Origin of the sequence: Promicromonospora sp. NPDC050249 (assembly GCF_040656015.1) — a bacterium.
GTDB lineage: Bacteria > Actinomycetota > Actinomycetes > Actinomycetales > Cellulomonadaceae > Promicromonospora.
Window position 1 is genome coordinate 18,874 of sequence record NZ_JBFAKY010000012.1, and the last position, 17,874, is coordinate 36,747.

The window sequence follows — 17,874 nt, forward strand, 5'->3', positions numbered from 1 at the left end:
CGGACGCTCTGCCTGAGCTGTCTGCCGGAACCGTTTGTCACCCTATCCCGGACGCCGCCGCCCGCGCCCCGCGACGTCAGCGCGCCGCGAGAAAGACAAGCCGCGAGAAAGACAACAAGACGCCCCGTCTGCGCCGAAGCGCGGACGGGGCGTCCTGTACTTGCTGCACTACTGCTGTGCAGGCCGGATCAGCGAGCGTAGAACTCGACGACCATCTGCACGTCGCAGGTCACGGGGACCTCGACACGCTTCGGCTTGCGGGTCATCGTGGCCGACAGCTTCTCGAGCTGCACGTCCAGGTAACCCGGCAGGGCCGGCAGCACGTCGCGGTGCGCGCCGGCGGCTGCGACCTGGAACGGCACGGTGGCCTGGCTCTTCGGCTTGACCTGGATGGTCTGGCCCGGCTTCACGCGGAACGAGGGACGGTCCACGATCTTGCCGTCCACGAGGATGTGGCGGTGCGTCACGTGCTGACGCGCCTGCAGGATCGTGCGGCCGAAGCCGGCACGCAGCACGACGGCGTCCAGACGGGTCTCGAGGTCCTCGACCATGACCTCACCGGTCAGGCCGGCCTGCTTGCGGGCGTTCTCGTACACCTTGAGCAGCTGCTTCTCGCGGAGCATGTACTGCGCACGCAGACGCTGCTTCTCGCGGAGACGCACCGCGTAGTCCGACTCGGTGCGGCGACGGGCGCGGCCGTGCTCACCGGGCGGGTAGGGGCGCTTCTCGAAGTGCTTGACGGCCTTGGGCGTGAGCGCGAGGCCCAGCTTGCGGCTCAGGCGCACCTGACGGCGCGCACGGGTCACAGAAGTCACTGTGAATTCCTGTCCTGTAGTGAATGAAGGTCACACCCGCGCACAGCTCTCCCGCGAAGGGAGGACCACACCGGGTGCGGGACCAGCCGATGGAACGGGCGGCTGGATCAGTGATCCGACCATCCCGTTCGCGGGGCCGAGGTCCCAGGGAGTCGCCATGGGCAACCTGTACATCGTAACGCACGTGAGGAGATCAGCCTGCCGTGGGGCCGGTCACTTCCCCTCGCTGCCGAGGATCCCCCTGATGCGCTCCAGCCGCTCCGACACCTGCCGCTCGTAGCCGCGGTCGCTCGGGTCGTAGTAGCGCGAGCCGGCCAGGACGTCGGGCAGGTACTGCTGCGGCGCGACGCCGTGCGGCCAGTCGTGCGCGTAGCGGTAGCCGTCGCCGTGCCCCATCTGCTTCGCGCCCGAGTAGTGCGCGTCGCGCAGGTGCGGCGGTACGGTGCCGATCCGCCCGGCGCGTACGTCCGCGAGTGCCGCGTTGATGCCCGCGTAGGCGGCGTTCGACTTCGGTGCGGTGGCGAGGTGCACGACGGCCTCGGCCAGGACGAGCTGCCCCTCTGGCATCCCGATGAGCTGTACCGCCTGCGCGGCGGCGACGGCGGTCTGCAGGGCGGAGGGGTCCGCCATGCCGACGTCCTCTGCGGCGGAGATGACCAGGCGCCGGGCGATGAAGCGTGGGTCCTCCCCTGCGGCGACCATGCGGGCGAGGTAGTGCAGGGCGGCGTCGACGTCGGATCCGCGGATGGACTTGATGAAGGCGGAGATGACGTCGTAGTGCTGGTCGCCGTCGCGGTCGTAGCGGACGGCGGCGACGTCGACGGCGCGCTCGACGTCGGGCAGGCCGATGCGCGGCACGGTGTCGCCGCCGTCCCCGGTCGCCTGGACGTCGTCCGACAGCACGGCGCCCGCCGCGGCCTCCAGGATGGTGAGCGCCTTGCGGGCGTCGCCGCCGGAGAGCCGCAGGAGGTGATCGGTCGCTTCGTCGTCGAGCTCGACCGACCCGCCGAGGCCACGTTCGTCGGTCACGGCGCGCAGGATCAGCTCACGGACGTGCTCGGTCTCCAGGGGACGGAGCGTGAGCAGCAGCGAGCGGGACAGCAGGGGCGAGTTCACGGAGAAGCTGGGGTTCTCTGTGGTCGCGGCGACGAGCGTGACCCACCGGTTCTCGACGCTGGGCAGCAGGGCGTCCTGCTGCGACTTGGAGAAGCGGTGCACCTCGTCGACGAACAGCACGGTCTCGTCGCCGCCCGTGGCGAGGCGGCGCCGGGCGTCCTCCACCACCTGGCGTACGTCCTTGACGCCCGCGGTGACGGCGCTCAGCTCGACGAAGCGGCGCCCGGACACGGTGGCGACGAGGTAGGCGAGCGTGGTCTTTCCGGTACCGGGCGGACCCCACAGGATCACGGACGACGGCGCCGCACGGCCGCCCGCCGCGGGTTCGATGAGCCGGCGCAGCGGGGACCCTGGCTCCAGCAGGTGCTGCTGCCCGGCGATCTCGTCGACGGTGGCCGGGCGCATGCGCACGGCGAGGGGTGACGACGCCCGAGCGGCCGGGGTGCCGGCCGTGTCGGTAGTCGCGGCATCGAAGAGATCGACCATGCCCCCAGCCTACGGACGCTCACCGACATACCGGTCCGCGCGGAGGTGCCGCGCGTCACGCCGCCTGTCACGCCGCCCGTCGCGCCCGGTTCAGCCGGCGCCGTCCACCGGCTTCTCGTGGGGCGGGTCGACGTCGCCGGGCAGGTCGGCCCCGTCATCGGGAGCGCCGTCCTCGGGATCCTTGCGGAGCGTGCCGTACACGGACCAGGCGACGGCGATGAGCGGGACGGCGACGATCGCGCCGAGGATGCCGCCCACCACGGTCCCGCAGGTCACGCCCAGCGCGACCACCACCGGGTGCAACGAGACCTGCTTGCCCATGATGAGCGGCTGCAGCACGTGCCCCTCGAGCTGGCCGATGCCCGCGATGCCGAGGGTGACGATGAGCGCCGTCAGGAGCCCGTCGGCCGCGAGCGCCACGACCGCCGCGATGATCATGGCCAGCGGGGCGCCGATGAGCGGGATGAAGGTACCGATGAAGACCAGCACGGCCAGGGGCGCCGCGAGGGGCACCCCGAGGATCGACAGGAAGATCCCGGCCAGGATGCCGTTGGTGATCGCGACGAGCACGATGCCGCGAGTGTAGCCGGAGAACGTGTACCAGCCGGCGCCCGCGACGGCGTGCCAGACGGTCCGGGTGCGGGCAGGCACCTGGGACATGAACCAGCGCCACATCGTGGCGCCGGACGCGAGGAAGAAGATGGTGCAGAAGATCGCGAGCACGAGGACGGCGACGCCCTCGACGATCGATCCGGCGCTCTCGGCGGCCGTGCCCACGAGGGTCTGGGCGTTCTCCTGGATCCAGCTGGCGGCGTCATCGATCCACTGGTCGCGCGTATCGACCTCGACGTTGACCGGGAACGAGTTGTTCTCGATCAGGTCGACGATCTGGTCGATGCCGGTGTTGAACTCCCCCGCGAGTCGTTCCCACTGGCCGGCAACCGACACGATGACGTAGGTGAGGAGACCGCCGATGACCAGCACGCCGGACAGGATGGCGGCGGCCGTGGCCAGGGGGCGGGGCATCACCCGGTCGTAGAGGTCGGTCAGCGGGTTGAGCACCGCGGTGATGACGAGCGCCAGGAACACGGCGACGAAGACGATCAGGACCTGCGTGACTGCCCAGAAGACCAGGGCGATGCCCGCGACGAGCACCATCAGGCGCCACGACCAGCCGGCGGAGGTGCGCAGCCAGGGTGGTGGCGCGCTCCCGGCTGACGCCGGGTCGCTGGTGGTGGCGCGGGGCGTGGTCTTCCGGGGTGGTGCGGGGTCAGGCACCGAGTCAGTCTGCCTCATCGCCGGGCGCCGCGCCCGACGCCACGACCGGCGCCGGAGTCTTGCGCAGCGTACTGATCACCGCCCACGTCACCGCGGTGAGCGGCACGGCGACGACGGCGCCGAGCAGGCCACCGAGCACCGAGCCCCCGGCCACGACGAGCGCCATCACCACGGGGTGCAGCGAGACCTGCTTGCCGGTGATCAGCGGCTGCAGGACGTTGGCGTCGATCTGTGCCACGACCACCATGCCGATGAGCACGACGAGCGCCAGCACGGGGCCCTTCGCAGCGAGGGCGACGAGCGCGGCGACGACGATGGCGGCGACCGGGCCGATCATGGGCACGAACGCCCCGAGGAACACCACCACGGACAGCGGGAGCGCCAGCGGCACGCCCACGACCGTCAGGAAGACGCCGGCCAGCACGCCGTCGGCCAGGGCGACGAAGAACATGCCGCGCGTGAACCCGGAGAACGCCGTCCAGCCCGCGCCCGCGGCGCTCTCCCAGCGGTCGTGCCGGTCGGCGGGGACCAGGGACAGCACCCAGCGCCACATGCGGCTGCCCTGGGTCAGGAAGAACACCGTGCAGAAGATCGCGAGCACGACGGCGGTCGCGCCCTCGCCGATGATCCCGGCGCTCTGGGCGGCGGTGCCCGCGTACGAGCCGGCGTTGTCCTGGAGCCAGGCGCCGCCGTCCTTCAGCCACTGGCCGGGCGTGCCAAGGCTCGCTACGAGCGGGATGTCGGTGACCAGCGCCGCGAGGTCCGTGAGACCTGTGCCGAACTCCGCGGCCAGCTCCTCCCAGCGGCTCACGACGGAGGAGACCACGTACGTCACGAGCCCGCCGACGGCGAGCACCGCGGTCAGCAGGGAAGCGGCCATCGCCAGCCCGCGGGGCATCACGCGGTCGTACAGGTCCCCGAGCGGGAGCAGCACCGAGGTGAAGACCAGGGCGAGGAACAGCGCGACGAACACGAGCTGGACCAGGCTCACCACGTAGAACACCAGGGCCACGGCGAGCCCGATGCCGATCAGCTTCCACGCCAGGTCGCCGGTGGAGCGGATCCAGGGTGCTCCGAACCCTGCCCCCGCCGGAGAGGGCCCTGCCAGAGGCTGCCCTGGCACGGGCTGCGGGGTGGTCGGCGACTCCGCCGCTGTCGTCGGCGCTACCGTCGGCGCGTCAACCGTCATCGCCATGCTCCCACTATTGTTTTTGGGCGAATTGTCCAAGCGGACGTTAGCGGCAGGTCGCATCTGCCGACAACTGGCTCGGCCGTCGGCGCGACACCTGCACGCGAGCGGAGCATACGGCCACGAACCGGGCTATGGGTCCCGGCGCGACACGGCCGCTCCGGACGCGTGCTCGCTCGCGAGCATCGCGTAATTGAGCTCGGTGGCCCACGCGCCGTCGTCGGGCCGGATGTCGCTCTCCACCAGGCGGGCCTCCAGCCGCATGCCGAGGCGCTCGCACACCCGTGCCGACGGCGTGTTCTCCTCGTCGATGCGCGCGAAGACCCGGTGGAAGCCGTAGACCTCGAACGCGAGGCCGAGCGCCGCGCGGACGGACTCGGTGGCATAACCGGATCCCGCCACGTCCGGGCGGAACCCGTAGCCCACCTCCGCCTGTCCGGTGCCGGGCGCCCACTTCAGGAGCACCTCGCCGATGACGTCCCGGCTCGCGCGGAGGGTCACCGCCATCACCAGCACGTCACCCGACATGGTGAACGGGGCGCCCGACCAGTCGACGAGCTTGCGTGCGGCGAGCTCGGGCGTCCACGGGGGCTGGAACATGTAGCGCGCCACCTGAGGCAGCGAGCGCCACGCGTAGAAGGCGTCGGCGTCCGCGGGGGTGACAGGGCGCAGCTCGAGCCGTTCGGTGGTCAGGGGCCAGTGCGGGGTAGTCACGTTTTGCGAGTCTGCCAGCCGGTGGCGGGTACTCGCACGCACGGTCCACTTCCCACGCGACCCAGGTCACACGCTTTTCGATTCGGAACCCACCCGACCTGCGTGCTATGTTTTTCCACGCACCGAGAAGGCGGAAACGCCGGGAACGGTCCACCTGTCCGGGTGGCGGAATGGCAGACGCGCTAGCTTGAGGTGCTAGTGCCCTTTATCGGGCGTGGGGGTTCAAGTCCCCCTCCGGACACTCGTTGAGACAGCGACTCAGAAGGCCCCCGACCTCCACGTCGGGGGCCTTCTGTGTTGTCAGCACGGGCTCCTCCCGAAGAACTCGCGGATTCTCCGGGAGGAGGGAGCGCTACCCGGCTACCGGCGCGTCCAGAGCTGGTTCGCCGCGCCCGTGCACGTCCAGAGCAGCACCGCGGTGTTGTTGGCGGTGAGGTTGCGGTCGACGTCCAGGCACAGGCCGGACCGCACGCCGCGGATCGTGCCGTCGCCCTGGAACGTCCACTGCTGGTTGTTCCCGCCGTTGCAGTCCCAGAGCTGTACCCGGGTACCCGCCGTCGCGTTGGTCGGGGCGTCGAGGCACTTGCCCAGCGACCGCAGCGTGCCGTCCGTCGGGGTCCACGTCTGGTTCGCTCCCGAGTGGCAGTCCCAGATCGCCAGGCCGGTGCCGTTCGCCGTGGCGCTCCCGGGCACGTCGAGGCAGCGGCCCGATGCGGAGCTGACCAGCGTGCCCGTCGGCGGCTGGGGCGTGCCACCAGGGCTCACCTTGAACAGCGCGACGCCGTGCCCGGCGACCTGCGCGGTGAGCTGACCGGTGGTCGTGCCCGTGGCGCCGGTCCACAGCTCGCGGTACGAGTGCGTGCCGGAGCCGAGCCCGACCTGGCCGAGCGTGGTCGAGATCTGCCGGCTGCCCGAGCCACGGTTGAGCAGGGCGACCGCCACGGAGCCGTCGGCGAGCGGCTTGGCCCAGACCTCGGCGTCACCGTCGTCACGCACCCGGTCCGCCTGCCGCACCAGCGGGTCCTGGTCGATCGCGAGGACGTCGCGGTTGGTGAGGACCGCACGCACGTCGGCGCTCATGTTCCTCAGGTCATTGCCCGCGATGAGCGGGGCGCTGAGCATCGCCCACATGCTCTGGTGCGCGCGGTTCTCCGTGGGTGTCAGCGTGTTCCGCACGCCGACCATGAGCATGTCGGGGTCGTTGTACCGCCCGGGCCGGGTCCACTCGCGCATCGGCTCGATGATGTCGAGGGCTTCCGTGATCCCGACGAAGCAGTCGGCCGACGGCGAGCAGCCCGTCGACCAGGCGTCGTCCAGGTCCTCGGAGGTGCGCCACATGTCCGAGAACTCGCCCCAGCCGGAGTAGGTCGGGGCGGTGTTCGAGTGGGCGCTGTTCGGGTTGATCGAGTAGACGATGGGGCGCCCGGTGGCCTTCAGCGCGTCACCGAACTTCTTGAACACCGCGGCCTGCTCGGCCGCCGTGCCGCGCGGGTCGCACCAGTCGTGCTTGACGTAGTCGACGCCCCACGACGCGAACAGGTTCGCGTCCCGGGTCTCGTTCCCGTACGACGACGTCCCTGGAAGGTTCGCGAAGTACTGGTTGCAGGTCTTCTCCCGCGGGGCGTGGTAGATCCCGAACTTCAGCCCACGGGCATGGATGTAGTCGCCCAGCGCCTTCATCCCCGACGGGAAGCGGTCCGTCCGGGCACGCAGGTTGCCTTGTCCGTCACGGGTGTCCTGCATCCAGCAGTCGTCGACGACGACGTACTGGTACCCGGCGGCCGCCATGCCTGAACTCACCATGGCGTCCGCCGTCTCGCGCACCATCTGCTCGTTGATGTTGCAGTAGAAGGTGTTCCAGCTGTTCCAGCCCAGCGGAGGCAACGGCGCCGGCTCCTCAACGGTCGGGTCGGGCGCAGCAGCGGCCGCAGCAGTGGCCACCTCAGTGGTGGCCGGAGCAGCGGCACCGGCCGCCGGCACGACGGCGAGCATGGACGTGGTCAGTGCGGTCGCGGCGAGCAACGAGAGCAGGCGGCGACGAGACAGATCTTTCACGAGCACTCCTTCGTGCAGTGGTGATGTGGGCGGTGAGTGGTGCTCTACGGGGCGGTCAGGTCGAACCGCCGCACGGTGACCTCGCCGCCGAGGGAGCTGGTGGCGTAGTTGAAGATCCCGAAGCGGTAGCCCATGAAGAACTGCCACGAGTTGCCGAGCGTGAAGCCGGGGCCGAGCCGGGTGAACGTCACGCCGTCGGTGCTGTAGGAGAACGTGGCCTGCCGTCCGGAGCCGGGCCGGATGTCGGCGGTGGCCCGCAACCAGATCCGGCCGCCGCTGACGGCCGCGCTCGCGGCCTCGGTGCCGGTGCCTGTGGTGTTCCAGCTGCCGTCCATCGACAGGCCGTTTGTCATCGAGATCCGGGTGACGCCGTTGTCGCGCCTGACCCCGATCCACGCCGAGGAGTCCCGCAGCATCGCGAGCCCGGCCCGGTCGCCGTCGCGCATGGTGCTGTGGTCGAGCTCGATCGTCGCGGTCGACGACGGGCCCTGGATGCGGTGGGTGAGCGTGTTGCGGGCGTTGTAGAGGTCGTTCGTGACGGTGGCGGTGCGCAGCCGCAGCCCGTTGCTCACCGTGAACCTGTTCGGGTCGGGGTTGTGGTTCCACTCCCAGCGCGGGCCGAGCGCGGGACCGGCGAACGTGTCGGGTCCGATCATCGATGCCACGGTGCGCGACGTCGTGATGTTCGGCTTGGGGTAGGTCGTACCCCAGCGGCCGTTCACGGTCTGCACGGTGGGCCAGCCGTCGGCGGTCCAGCTGATCGGGGCGAGGGCAGGCACCCGGCCGCCGGGGTACGCGTCGACGAACGCCATGTAGTGCCAGTCGCCGTTCTGGGTCTGCACGAGACCGCCCTGGTGCGGCACGCCGCCGCCCGAGATCGGGCTGGGCAGGTCGAGCAGCACCTGGCGCATCTCGTAAGGCCCGAACGGGGAGGTGGACCGCAGCACGTACTGCCCGTTGGCCGGCCGCGTCAGCCAGATGTAGTAGTAGCCGTTCCGCTTGTAGAACCGGGCACCCTCAAGGGTGCCCACGCTCGACGGCGTGGTGAACACCTGCTGGCTGCGCATCTGGCTGAAGCCGTCCGCCGAGAGCTCGGCCACGTGGATCGTGCCGTTGCCGTAGGCGACGTACATCTTGTCGTTGTCGTCGACGAGCAGCCCGGCGTCGTAGTAGCACCCGGGGATCTGGGCGCGCTTGGTCCAGGTGCCGTCGACGGCGGTGGCCGTGTACACGTACGTGCGGTTGAACTCGACGCACCCGATCCAGTAGTAGGTCTGGTTGCTGGGCCGGTAGCCGAACGCGGACGCCCAGATCCCCTTGACATAGGCCCGGCCGCCGGAGAGGTCGTACCTGCTCGACCCGAAGTCCAGGTTCGGCACCGAGTGGCCGGCGTACTCCCAGTTGACCAGGTCGTACGAGCGCAGGATCGGTGCGCCCGGGGAGTAGTGCATCGTGGAGGCGGAGTAGTAGTAGGCGTCGCCGACCCGGATGATGTCGCCGTCGGCGAAGTCCTGCCAGACGACGGGGTTGGTGTAGGTCCCGGTGCTCGGCCCACCACCGACCTTGACGAGCTGCCACTGCTGGTTGCTGCCGTTCCAGTCGGCGTACTGGACGATGTTGCCGCCGTCGGCAGTGGATGCTCCTTGGACCTCGACGGCTTTGCCGCTGTGGCGGGCGATCAGCTGCACGTGGCCGTCTACGTCCTGGAGGCTGAACTGCTGGTTGGTGGAGTTGTTGTCGGTCCACTGGACGATCGGGGCGCCGTCGGCGGTGGATCGTTCGGAGACGTCCAGCACCTTGCCGGACAGACGTGACTTGAGCCGGTAGTAGCCGTTGCCGGAGTCGACGAACTGCCACTGCTGCTGCTCGCCGTCGTTGCGGGACCACTGGGTGATGCGCGCACCGTCGTTCGTGGCGCGGTTGTACACGTCCAGGGCCTTGCCGCTGTTGCGGTTGACCAGCACGTACCACGCCGTGGGATCCACATCGGCAGCCGACGCCGCGGGCGCCGGCGCCAGCGGCAGGGCCACGCCGACGAGCGCGACGGCGGCAGCAGCGACGAACGCGGCGGCCCGACGGGACAACCGAACTGTATTTCGGGAAGGCATCGTTGACTCCCTCGTCGATGATGGGGCACTTGCACAGGGCACCCTGTGTGTTGAGTTCAGCTCTTGCCGGCCAGGCGCCAGACCTGGTTCTTCTTGGTGGCCAGGGCACTGGCGGAGTCACAGGTCCACTGGTGGACCAGCGCTCCGGCAGCGGTGGAGATCCCGCTGACGTCCACGCACTTGCCGCTGTGCACCGCGACGAGCTGGTAGTCGCCTCCGGCGACCTGCCGCAGCGTGAACTGCTGGTTCGTGCCGCCGTGGCAGGTCCACTGGTTGACCGCCGCACCGTCGGCGGTGGAGACGCCACCGACGTCGAGGCACTTGCCGCTGTGCTGGTTCACCAGGGAGAAGGTGTCCGCCACCTCTGACACCGGCCGGAAGTCGAACCGCTGTTCCGCACCGGCGCCGCAGGTGTGCTGCCGGTACTGGGTGCCGTCGGCGGTGCTCCGGTCGGGATCGTCCAGGCAGTGCCCGCTGTGCTGGGCAACGGCGGTGGACGAGAAGGCTGTCTGTCCGGCGGGCTGGCCGCTGGTGAACTGCCACCAGTTCATGTTGAACAGGTACCCGCTGCCACCGGCGAAGCGCAGGTACAGGTCGTGGGTCCCGGTCGCACCGGTGACAGGGCACGAGACCGTGCTCCAGGTCTGCCAGCCTCCGGTGCCCGAGACGGTGCAGGTCCCGACCGTCGGCCCGGTGGGACTGTCCAGGTGCAGCTCGACCCGGCCGCCGCTGGTGCCCGAGGCCACCCTGGTGGTGAACGAGCCGGCACCAGAGCCGAAGGCGACGCCCTTGACCTTGACGTGGTCGCCGTTCTCGATCCAGCCGATGTTCCTCCCGCCCTCGTTGGAGGGTTCGGTCTCGATACCGCTGCCCCACGCGATGGTCTCGGCTTCCTGGCGGACATAGGGATCGAGCGTGCCGGCCTGCGGTGCCCCGGCCGCCGTCATGTTGATCGTCGGGATCGTGCCGTCGGCGTTGTAGCTGAACTTCTCCACCGCGACCGACCGGGTGTAGCCACCGCCGCCCGGCAGAGCGCCGTTGTGGTAGAAGAAGTACGAGCCACCCTTGAAGTCGATGACGCCTGCGTGGTTGGTGAAGCTGCTGCCCTGCGTGGGCATGATGGTGCCGCGATACGTCCACGGTCCGGTCGGGCCGGGCGAGGTGGAGTAGGCGATGAACTCGGAACAGCACTTCGCCGCGAACACGTTGTAGTACAGGCTGCCTCGCTTGTAGACCCACGGGCCTTCCTCGTACAGGGTGGGCCGGTTCGCGTCTCCCGTGCGGGTGCCGAACCCCGCGGTGGTCAGCGGTATCCGTGTCGGGCTGCCGGAGTACGAGATCATGTCGGCGTTGAGCCGCACGTACCAGAGATTCGGGTTGCCGTAGTAGAGGTAGGCCTGGCCGTCGTCGTCGACGAAGACGTTGGGGTCGATCTCCGCGTTCTGGATCAGTGGTCTGCCGATCGCGTCACGGAAAGGCCCTGTGGGGCTGTCGGAGACCCCGACTCCGATGGCTTGCGATCCGTTGGCCATGCGCACCGGCACGTACCAGTAGAACTTCCCGTTGCGGTGGACGGCCTGTCCCGCCCAGGCATCCGAGCTGGCCCAGCTAAAGGTCTCCAGGCTCATCGGCGAGCCGTGATCGGTCCAGTTCACCATGTCCGACGAGGACGACACCCGCCAGTCGCGCATCGTGAAAGTCGTCGAGCCGTCCTCGTCATGCCCGGTGTAGAGGTAGACCCGGCCGTTGTAGACCAGCGGTGACGGGTCGGCGGTGTAGATGTGTTGCACGATCGGGTTGTCAGCCCGGGCTGCTGGCGAAAGAAATGCCGTCATGCACAGAAGGCTCAACGCCAAGGCGAGGACGCGTCTTGACGACCGCTGAAGCGTGAATGTCACTGTTCGATCCCCTCGTTCGGTCGGGGTGTGAAAGGAGCGACGGTCGCACCGGCAGGTGCTGTCACTGCGACGGCGGACCGCGTCAACCGCCGATGTGGCCGCGACAGCGGCGCGATGCCTGAGAGCTAGAAAACGATTGAGCACTCGAAAGGGCAGACATGATCCTCCTTGATCAAGGGCCGAACGGTTCTTCCGAAGAAAGCGCACCGCGACGCATGCCCGCACCCGAAGAACTGAGCGCGACATTCTCCGACGCGCCAGGCTGCCTCATCCACACTCGACGTGGGGCTGCCCGGTAAGTCAGGCTTGACATGATTGTGAGCGCTAACAACGTCATACGTCAAGGGTCGAACGTCATATGTCAAGGGTCGACCGCCCGGTCACAGATCGTGCTCGGCCAACTCCCGGAACTCGTCGGGCACGGCACCACCGCGGCGCAGCACGACAGGCAGGTAGCCGACAGCATCCCCGCCGAACCGCGTGCGGATCGCGTCCATCGACTCGTCGACGGCCCGCCGGGCCGCCCCCTGCGCGGAACCCGGCCGCCACGGGTCCGGCGGCTCCAGGTCGAGCTCGAGCTGGATCGCCCGCTGGTCGGCGAGGTTCGAGACGGAGACGCCGAGCAGCGTGATCTCGCACGGTGCGGCGTCCTCGATCGCGGACCAGGCCAGCCGCTCGGCGACCTCGGTGAGCGTGAGCGTCGCCGCGACCGGCACGGGCAGCGTGAGGGACCGCGTCGCCCGGGTCATGCCCGCGAACCGCACCGCGACCGTCACGGTGCGGCCCGCGCGTCCTTTCGCGCGCAGCCGCCGCGACACCCGGTCGGACAGGTGCGCGAGGACTGCCCGGACGTCGTCGGGTTCCGGACGGCGGCGGCTCAGGGCGGACTGCGCCCCGACAGAGCGTGCGCGGCGGCTGGTGACGACGCGGCGGGGGTCCTCGTCGTGCGCCATCGCGCTGAGCTTGTGCCCGACGGCCTGCCCGAGAATGTGTTCCACCGCCGACGACGGGGTACGCGCCAGCTCACCGATGGTCCGGATGCCCAGGTCGGCGAGGCGCTGCTCGTTCACGGGACCCACGCCCCAGATCAGGCCCACCGGCAGGGGGTCGAGGAAGGCCCGCTCGGCGCCCGGGTCGACGACGACCAGGCCGTCCGGCTTGGCCACCTGGGAGGCGATCTTCGCGAGGTGCTTGGTCCGCGCGGCGCCGACCGAGATGGGGAGCCCCACCTCGGTCCGGACGCGCGCGCGGATCCGCGCGCCGATCGCGGCGGGCGGGCCGAACAGGTGCGTCGCGCCGGCCACGTCGAGAAAGGCCTCGTCGATGGAGATCCGTTCGACCGTCGGCGTGACGTCGGCCAGGACGGCCATCACCGCGTCACCCAGCCGCTGGTACTCGCCGAAGTGACCTCTGACGAACACGAGGTCAGGACAGAGCCGGGCCGCGCGCCAGCCGGGCATCCCGCCCTGCACCCCGTGCGCCTTGGCCTCGTACGAGGCCGCGAGGACCACTCCCCCGCGCGGCCCGCCGCCGACGGCGACCGGGCGGCCCCGCAGGGCGGGATCCAGCAGCTGCTCGACCGACGCGTAGAACGCGTCGAGGTCGGCATGCAGGATGGTGGCGCCGGGCCCGGACATGACACCATATTAGTCGAACACCTGTTCGATGTCGTGGGTCCGGCGCCACCTTCCTGCCGCCGACCGGTCAGGGATTCGCGTACATCTGCACGACGACCCGGTCGAAGCGCAGCACCTCGAGGTCGCGGCGGTTGATGGTCCAGTACAGGATCCCCATCGGCACCCCTACCCACTGCGCGAGCACCACCCAGTCCTCCGGGCGGGAGTCCCTCTCGCCAGGTTCCTTGCCGCATTCCTCGCCCGCCGACTCCCAGGCCGGGTCGCCCATGCCGTCGAAGTCGTAGGCGTGGCCGCCGAGCTGCCATTCGCCGCCCTCGTCGGACTGCTCGGACCAGACGGCCTGCAGCGTCTCCGCGTGAGGGTGCGCCGCGCGGGTCTCGGCGTCGAGCGGGCAGGACGGCAGGGACACACCGGGGACCAGGCGAAAATCAGGGCTGCGCCGCAGGGACTCGTCCAGGTCCTCGGGCGAGCCGTAACCGTAGGCCTCGTAGTCGACCGAGGTCTCCCGCTCCTCGACCGGCGTCCCCGCCGGGACGTATACAGCGCCGCCCGCCAGGAGCTCGTCCTCCAGCTCGACGTTCGCGAACAGGAGCACCTGACCGTCGGGTGGCAGCGGCAGGTCGGTCGCACCCGGCGGGATCGCCGCCAGGTCGAGCGTCACGATGAGCTGGTACTCGTTGCGGTAGTCGGGCTCGAACACCGTGGCAGGGGTGGGCACGTCCGGCGGGAGCAGCAGCGGGCTACCGAGCCGGCCGACGACGGGGCCACCGCCGTCGGGCGCCGTGCGCAGTACCGGGCGCGCGAGCCCGAGCCACCGGTCGACGTCGGCCGCCGGGACACCCCGCTCGCGCGCCTGCTCCCGGAACCGGTCGAGCCACCACAGCGTCGACGCGGGCAGGTCACGGACAGACGCGGGCAGCACCCCCTCCCCGAACTCCCAGCCGGGCTCCGGTGCGACCGCTCCCGGTTCACCCAGCTCCGCGAGCCACTCAGCGGCGGACGAGCGCGTGCCCGAGTCGCTGTCGGACAGCGCTGCCCGCGCGGCGGCCCGGGCAGCCGGGTGGTCACCGAGCACCCGGCGGGCGGGCAGCCGGTGGCGGTCCGTGCCCAGTGCGAACGAGGTGAGGCGCGGGACCAGCGCCTCGGGGGCCGCGGGGAACCGTTCGAGGATCGTCAGGATCATCGTCCTCGTGTCGACGGCGTAGTGGTCCGGGTGCCGCTTCCCGTCGCCGCCGTCGAGGTACTCGTCCGCGAGGTCGAGCCGTTCGGCGAACAGCGGCCACCAGCGTTCGGCGCCCTCGGGCGTCAGGGCGGCGCCGATCTTCCGGCCCCAGCCGTCCGCGCGGGTGATGAGCAGCTCGGCGGTCCAGCGGTCGGCGTCGGCCGCTCCGGCGGCGCGCCGCGCGTCCCGCAGGGCGCGCACGTCGGGCAGCAGCGCGAGCTTGCTCTCGGCGACCTGCCAGGCGCGGTCCTCCTCCTTCCCGCTTCCCGGCCGCAGCCCGCGCAGGGCGCGCAGCTCCTCCGCGAGCGCCGCGTCCTGGGGCGCCGTGACGGGAGGCACGGGGACCGCCGGCTCCGCCGAGCGCAGCACCCGCGCGCGGAAGACGACCCGGCGCAGCAGCCGTTCCCGGCCGGGGTCCAGCGGCCCGGTGTCGCGGCCGCCGCCGGCCAGGGCCTCCTCGATCGCGACGACGCCACCGTCCGGGTCGAGGTCGCCCAGGCGGGCGAGGGCGTCCGGCAGCCGGTCCGTCGGCGCGGTCCGCAGGTGCCGCCGCAGCACGTCGACCTGCCTGGGGCCGTCGATCAGGGACAGCGTGGCGAGCGCCTGGGAACGAACGCCGGCGTCGGCATCGACGGCCAGCTCGGCGACCAGGTCTGTGTGCGCTTCGGGGCTGCGCGCGCACCGGGCCGCCACATAGCTCCGGACGTGGAACTCCGATCCGGTGGTGACCTCCGCGAGCGCGTCGGCGTGCCGGGCGAGGTATGCGTCGCCGGCGGAGCTCTCCAGCATGTGGTGCCGGCTGCGTGCCCAGTGGTGGCGGTCCACGTACAGCAGTGCCGTCAGGGTGGCGTGCGCTGCCGACCGGCCGGGTGCGTCGCCGGCCCGGGCGATCTCCTCGACGAGGTCCGGGTTCCATCGCAGCCGGACGTCGGCTGCGTCGGTGGCGTCCGTGGCGGTGGTCGCCCGCCCCACGTCGTGGGCCAGCGTGAGCAGCCACGACAGCTCGCCGTCCTCCGCCCCCCGGCCCCAGGCCGCGTGCAGCACCTGCCCGAACCGGGCGAGCAGACCGACCGGCGCGTCCTTGTAGACCGTGAGCCGCGCGGCTTCGGCGCCCCTCCGGGTCCACCCGGGGTGCAGCTCGACGACGGCGTCCGCCAGCTCGGCCGGGTGGTAGCCGTCCGGCTCGGCGACCATCTTCGTACCCGGCGGCCGCTCGCGCAGCAGCTCCAGGACGCTCGGCCCGGTGCCACGCAGGACGTAGTCGGCCGCGGGGTCGAAGACCTGCGCCACCCTGAGCGGGGCGAGAGCCACCCGCACCGCGTCCGCCAGCCCTGGCGCGCCCCCTGTGCCATCGCCCAGTCCGGCCACTTCCTCGTCGAATGTGTACATATCGGGATCTTATGGGCGGGGTCTGACATGCCCGCCCGGCCCGGCCTGCCGGTCCACAGGCCGTTCGGCCGGTGTCGGTGGTCCCTGGCACACTGGCGGCCATGACCCTTCCGGACGTCGCCCCCACCCCGACCGCCACCGCGCTCGACGTGCTGCGTGACGTCTTCGGGTACGACGCCTTCCGCGGCGAGCAGCAGGACATCATCGACACCGTCGCCGGCGGCGGCGACGCCCTCGTGCTCATGCCGACGGGCGGCGGCAAGTCGCTGTGCTACCAGATCCCGGCGCTCGTCCGGCGGGGCACCGGCGTCGTGATCTCGCCGCTGATCGCGCTCATGCAGGACCAGGTGGACGCGCTGGACGCGCTCGGCGTCCGGGCGGGCTTCCTCAACTCCACGCAGGACCCGGCCCAGCGCCGCGCGGTGGAGCAGGCCTACCGCTCGGGCGAGCTCGACCTGCTGTACCTGGCCCCGGAACGGCTCGGTGTCGAGTCCACCGCGCGGCTGCTCGACCAGGGCACCATCGCCCTCTTCGCGATCGACGAGGCGCACTGCGTGTCCCAGTGGGGCCACGACTTCCGGCCGGACTACCTGCGCCTGAGCGAGCTGGCCGAACGCTGGCCGGGTGTCCCCCGCATCGCGCTGACCGCCACCGCAACGCACCAGACCCGCGAGGAGATCGCCACCCGCCTCGGGCTGACCGAGGCCAGGCACTTCGTCGCGAGCTTCGACCGCCCCAACATCACCTACCGCGTCGCGCCGAAGGACAACCCGGGCAAGCAGCTGCTGGACCTGCTGCGCACCGAGCACCCCGGCGATGCCGGGATCGTCTACTGCCTGTCCCGCGCCTCGGTGGAGAAGACCGCCCAGCAGCTGACCGACCAGGGCATCCGCGCCCTGCCGTACCACGCGGGCCTGCCCGCGCACGTGCGGTCGGCCAACCAGTCGACGTTCCTGCGCGAGGACGGCGTCATCATGGTCGCGACCATCGCGTTCGGCATGGGCATCGACAAGCCCGACGTCCGGTTCGTCGCCCACCTCGACCTGCCCAAGTCGGTGGAGGGCTACTACCAGGAGACCGGCCGTGCCGGACGCGACGGCCTGCCGTCCACGGCATGGCTCGCGTACGGCCTGGCCGACGTCGTCCAGCAGCGCAAGATGATCGCCGAGTCCGACGGTGACCTCGCGCACCGCCGCAAGCTCTCGGCGCACCTCGACGCGATGCTCGCCCTGTGCGAGACGGTCGAGTGCCGCCGCGCCCAGCTGCTGCGCTACTTCGGCCAGAGCCATCCGGGCAGCTGCGGCGCCTGCGACACCTGCCAGAACCCGCCCGAGGCCTGGGACGGCACGGTTCCGGCGCAGAAGCTGCTGTCGGCGGTGTTTCGCCTGGACCGCGAGCGCAACCAGCGTTTCGGTGTGGGGCACGTGGTCGACATCCTGCGCGGGAAGTCGACGCCCAAGATCACGCAGTGGGGGCACGACAGCCTCACGGTGTTCGGTGTCGGCGAGGACCTGTCAGACGGCGAGTGGCGGTCCGTCGCTCGCCAGCTGCTGGCCCAAGGGCTGCTGGAGGTGGACTCGAACCACGGCACGCTCGTGCTCACGGAGGCCAGCGCGGAGGTCCTGGGCCGCAAGCGCGAGGTGCGGATGCGCCGTGACCCGGCCCCGACGGCACGCAGCGCACGCAAGCCCGCGCGCTCCGGCGGCGCACGCCCGGAGGCAGCGCCGCTGTCGGACGTCGACCAGCCGGTCTTCGAGCGCCTGCGGGCGTGGCGGGCAGCTGCCGCCAAGGAGCAGGGCGTGCCGGCCTACGTCGTGTTCCACGACGCGACGCTGCGCGCGGTGGTCGCCGAGCGGCCGACGGACCTGGACGCGCTGAGCGGGATCAGCGGCGTCGGCCAGGCGAAGCTGGAGCGCTACGGCGAGGGGATCCTGGCGGCGCTGCACGCGTCGGAGTAGGCGCCGTAC

General features: G+C 70.9%; 11 protein-coding genes and 1 tRNA gene. 2 read left to right on the plus strand and 10 right to left on the minus strand.

All coding sequences use genetic code 11. The features are described 5' to 3' along the window. Positions 1–188: 188 nt before the first annotated feature. The 5 genes from rpsD to AB0I32_RS11825 form a co-directional block, all read right to left on the minus strand. Positions 189–815, minus strand: a complete 627-nt coding sequence (rpsD, locus tag AB0I32_RS11805; RefSeq protein WP_357506048.1) for a 30S ribosomal protein S4 — start codon at positions 813–815, stop codon at positions 189–191. Between the two features lie 213 nt (positions 816–1,028). After that, complete coding sequence (locus AB0I32_RS11810) at positions 1,029–2,417, minus strand: replication-associated recombination protein A (protein ID WP_357506050.1); 1,389 nt, start codon at positions 2,415–2,417, stop codon at positions 1,029–1,031. 90 nt (positions 2,418–2,507) lie between these two features. Further along, positions 2,508–3,575: an AI-2E family transporter gene (locus tag AB0I32_RS11815; RefSeq protein WP_357506293.1), complete on the minus strand. Its 1,068-nt coding sequence runs from the start codon at positions 3,573–3,575 to the stop codon at positions 2,508–2,510. Between the two features lie 124 nt (positions 3,576–3,699). Then, positions 3,700–4,890, minus strand: a complete 1,191-nt coding sequence (locus AB0I32_RS11820) for an AI-2E family transporter (protein WP_357506052.1) — start codon at positions 4,888–4,890, stop codon at positions 3,700–3,702. Positions 4,891–5,016: 126 nt separating this feature from the next. Beyond that, positions 5,017–5,598, minus strand: coding sequence for a GNAT family N-acetyltransferase (locus tag AB0I32_RS11825; RefSeq protein WP_357506054.1), 582 nt, complete (start codon positions 5,596–5,598; stop codon positions 5,017–5,019). A 156-nt stretch (positions 5,599–5,754) separates the two neighbouring features. On the opposite strand from AB0I32_RS11825, the gene AB0I32_RS11830 reads away from it, so the two are divergent. Further along, positions 5,755–5,839, plus strand: a tRNA-Leu gene (locus AB0I32_RS11830). A gap of 119 nt (positions 5,840–5,958) precedes the next feature. Here the strand turns inward: AB0I32_RS11830 and AB0I32_RS11835 are convergent. From AB0I32_RS11835 to AB0I32_RS11855, 5 genes are all read right to left on the minus strand, one after another. Then, the gene (locus tag AB0I32_RS11835) at positions 5,959–7,653 is read right to left on the minus strand and encodes a ricin-type beta-trefoil lectin domain protein (RefSeq protein ID WP_357506056.1); all 1,695 of its coding nucleotides are present in this window, start codon (positions 7,651–7,653) and stop codon (positions 5,959–5,961) included. A 44-nt stretch (positions 7,654–7,697) separates the two neighbouring features. After that, entirely contained in the window at positions 7,698–9,761 is a 2,064-nt protein-coding gene (locus AB0I32_RS11840) for a family 43 glycosylhydrolase (RefSeq protein ID WP_357506058.1), read from the minus strand. Between the two features lie 56 nt (positions 9,762–9,817). Beyond that, positions 9,818–11,551 (minus strand): RICIN domain-containing protein, encoded by a 1,734-nt coding sequence (locus AB0I32_RS11845; RefSeq protein WP_357506060.1) that lies wholly within the window; start codon positions 11,549–11,551, stop codon positions 9,818–9,820. Positions 11,552–12,039: 488 nt separating this feature from the next. Beyond that, positions 12,040–13,296 carry a DNA polymerase IV gene (gene dinB / locus AB0I32_RS11850; protein ID WP_357506062.1) on the minus strand — a complete coding sequence of 419 codons (1,257 nt, stop codon included), beginning with the start codon at positions 13,294–13,296 and terminating at the stop codon, positions 12,040–12,042. Between the two features lie 67 nt (positions 13,297–13,363). Further along, positions 13,364–15,907, minus strand: coding sequence for a hypothetical protein (locus AB0I32_RS11855; RefSeq protein ID WP_357506064.1), 2,544 nt, complete (start codon positions 15,905–15,907; stop codon positions 13,364–13,366). Between the two features lie 101 nt (positions 15,908–16,008). Between AB0I32_RS11855 and recQ the strand changes: the two genes are divergently transcribed. Continuing rightward, positions 16,009–17,865: a DNA helicase RecQ gene (recQ, locus tag AB0I32_RS11860; protein WP_357506066.1), complete on the plus strand. Its 1,857-nt coding sequence runs from the start codon at positions 16,009–16,011 to the stop codon at positions 17,863–17,865. Positions 17,866–17,874 lie beyond the last annotated feature (9 nt).

Excerpts from the sequence above, each read along its gene's own strand:
- AB0I32_RS11820 (WP_357506052.1), bottom strand. The coding sequence starts at position 4,890 with ATGGCGATGACGGTTGACGCGCCGACGGTAGCGCCGACGACAGCGGCG.
- AB0I32_RS11855 (WP_357506064.1), bottom strand. The coding sequence starts at position 15,907 with ATGTACACATTCGACGAGGAAGTGGCCGGACTGGGCGATGGCACAGGG.
- AB0I32_RS11810 (WP_357506050.1), bottom strand. The coding sequence starts at position 2,417 with ATGGTCGATCTCTTCGATGCCGCGACTACCGACACGGCCGGCACCCCG.
- recQ (WP_357506066.1), top strand. The coding sequence starts at position 16,009 with ATGACCCTTCCGGACGTCGCCCCCACCCCGACCGCCACCGCGCTCGAC.
- AB0I32_RS11815 (WP_357506293.1), bottom strand. The coding sequence starts at position 3,575 with ATGGTGCTCGTCGCGGGCATCGCCCTGGTCTTCTGGGCAGTCACGCAG.
- AB0I32_RS11840 (WP_357506058.1), bottom strand. The coding sequence starts at position 9,761 with ATGCCTTCCCGAAATACAGTTCGGTTGTCCCGTCGGGCCGCCGCGTTC.
- dinB (WP_357506062.1), bottom strand. The coding sequence starts at position 13,296 with ATGTCCGGGCCCGGCGCCACCATCCTGCATGCCGACCTCGACGCGTTC.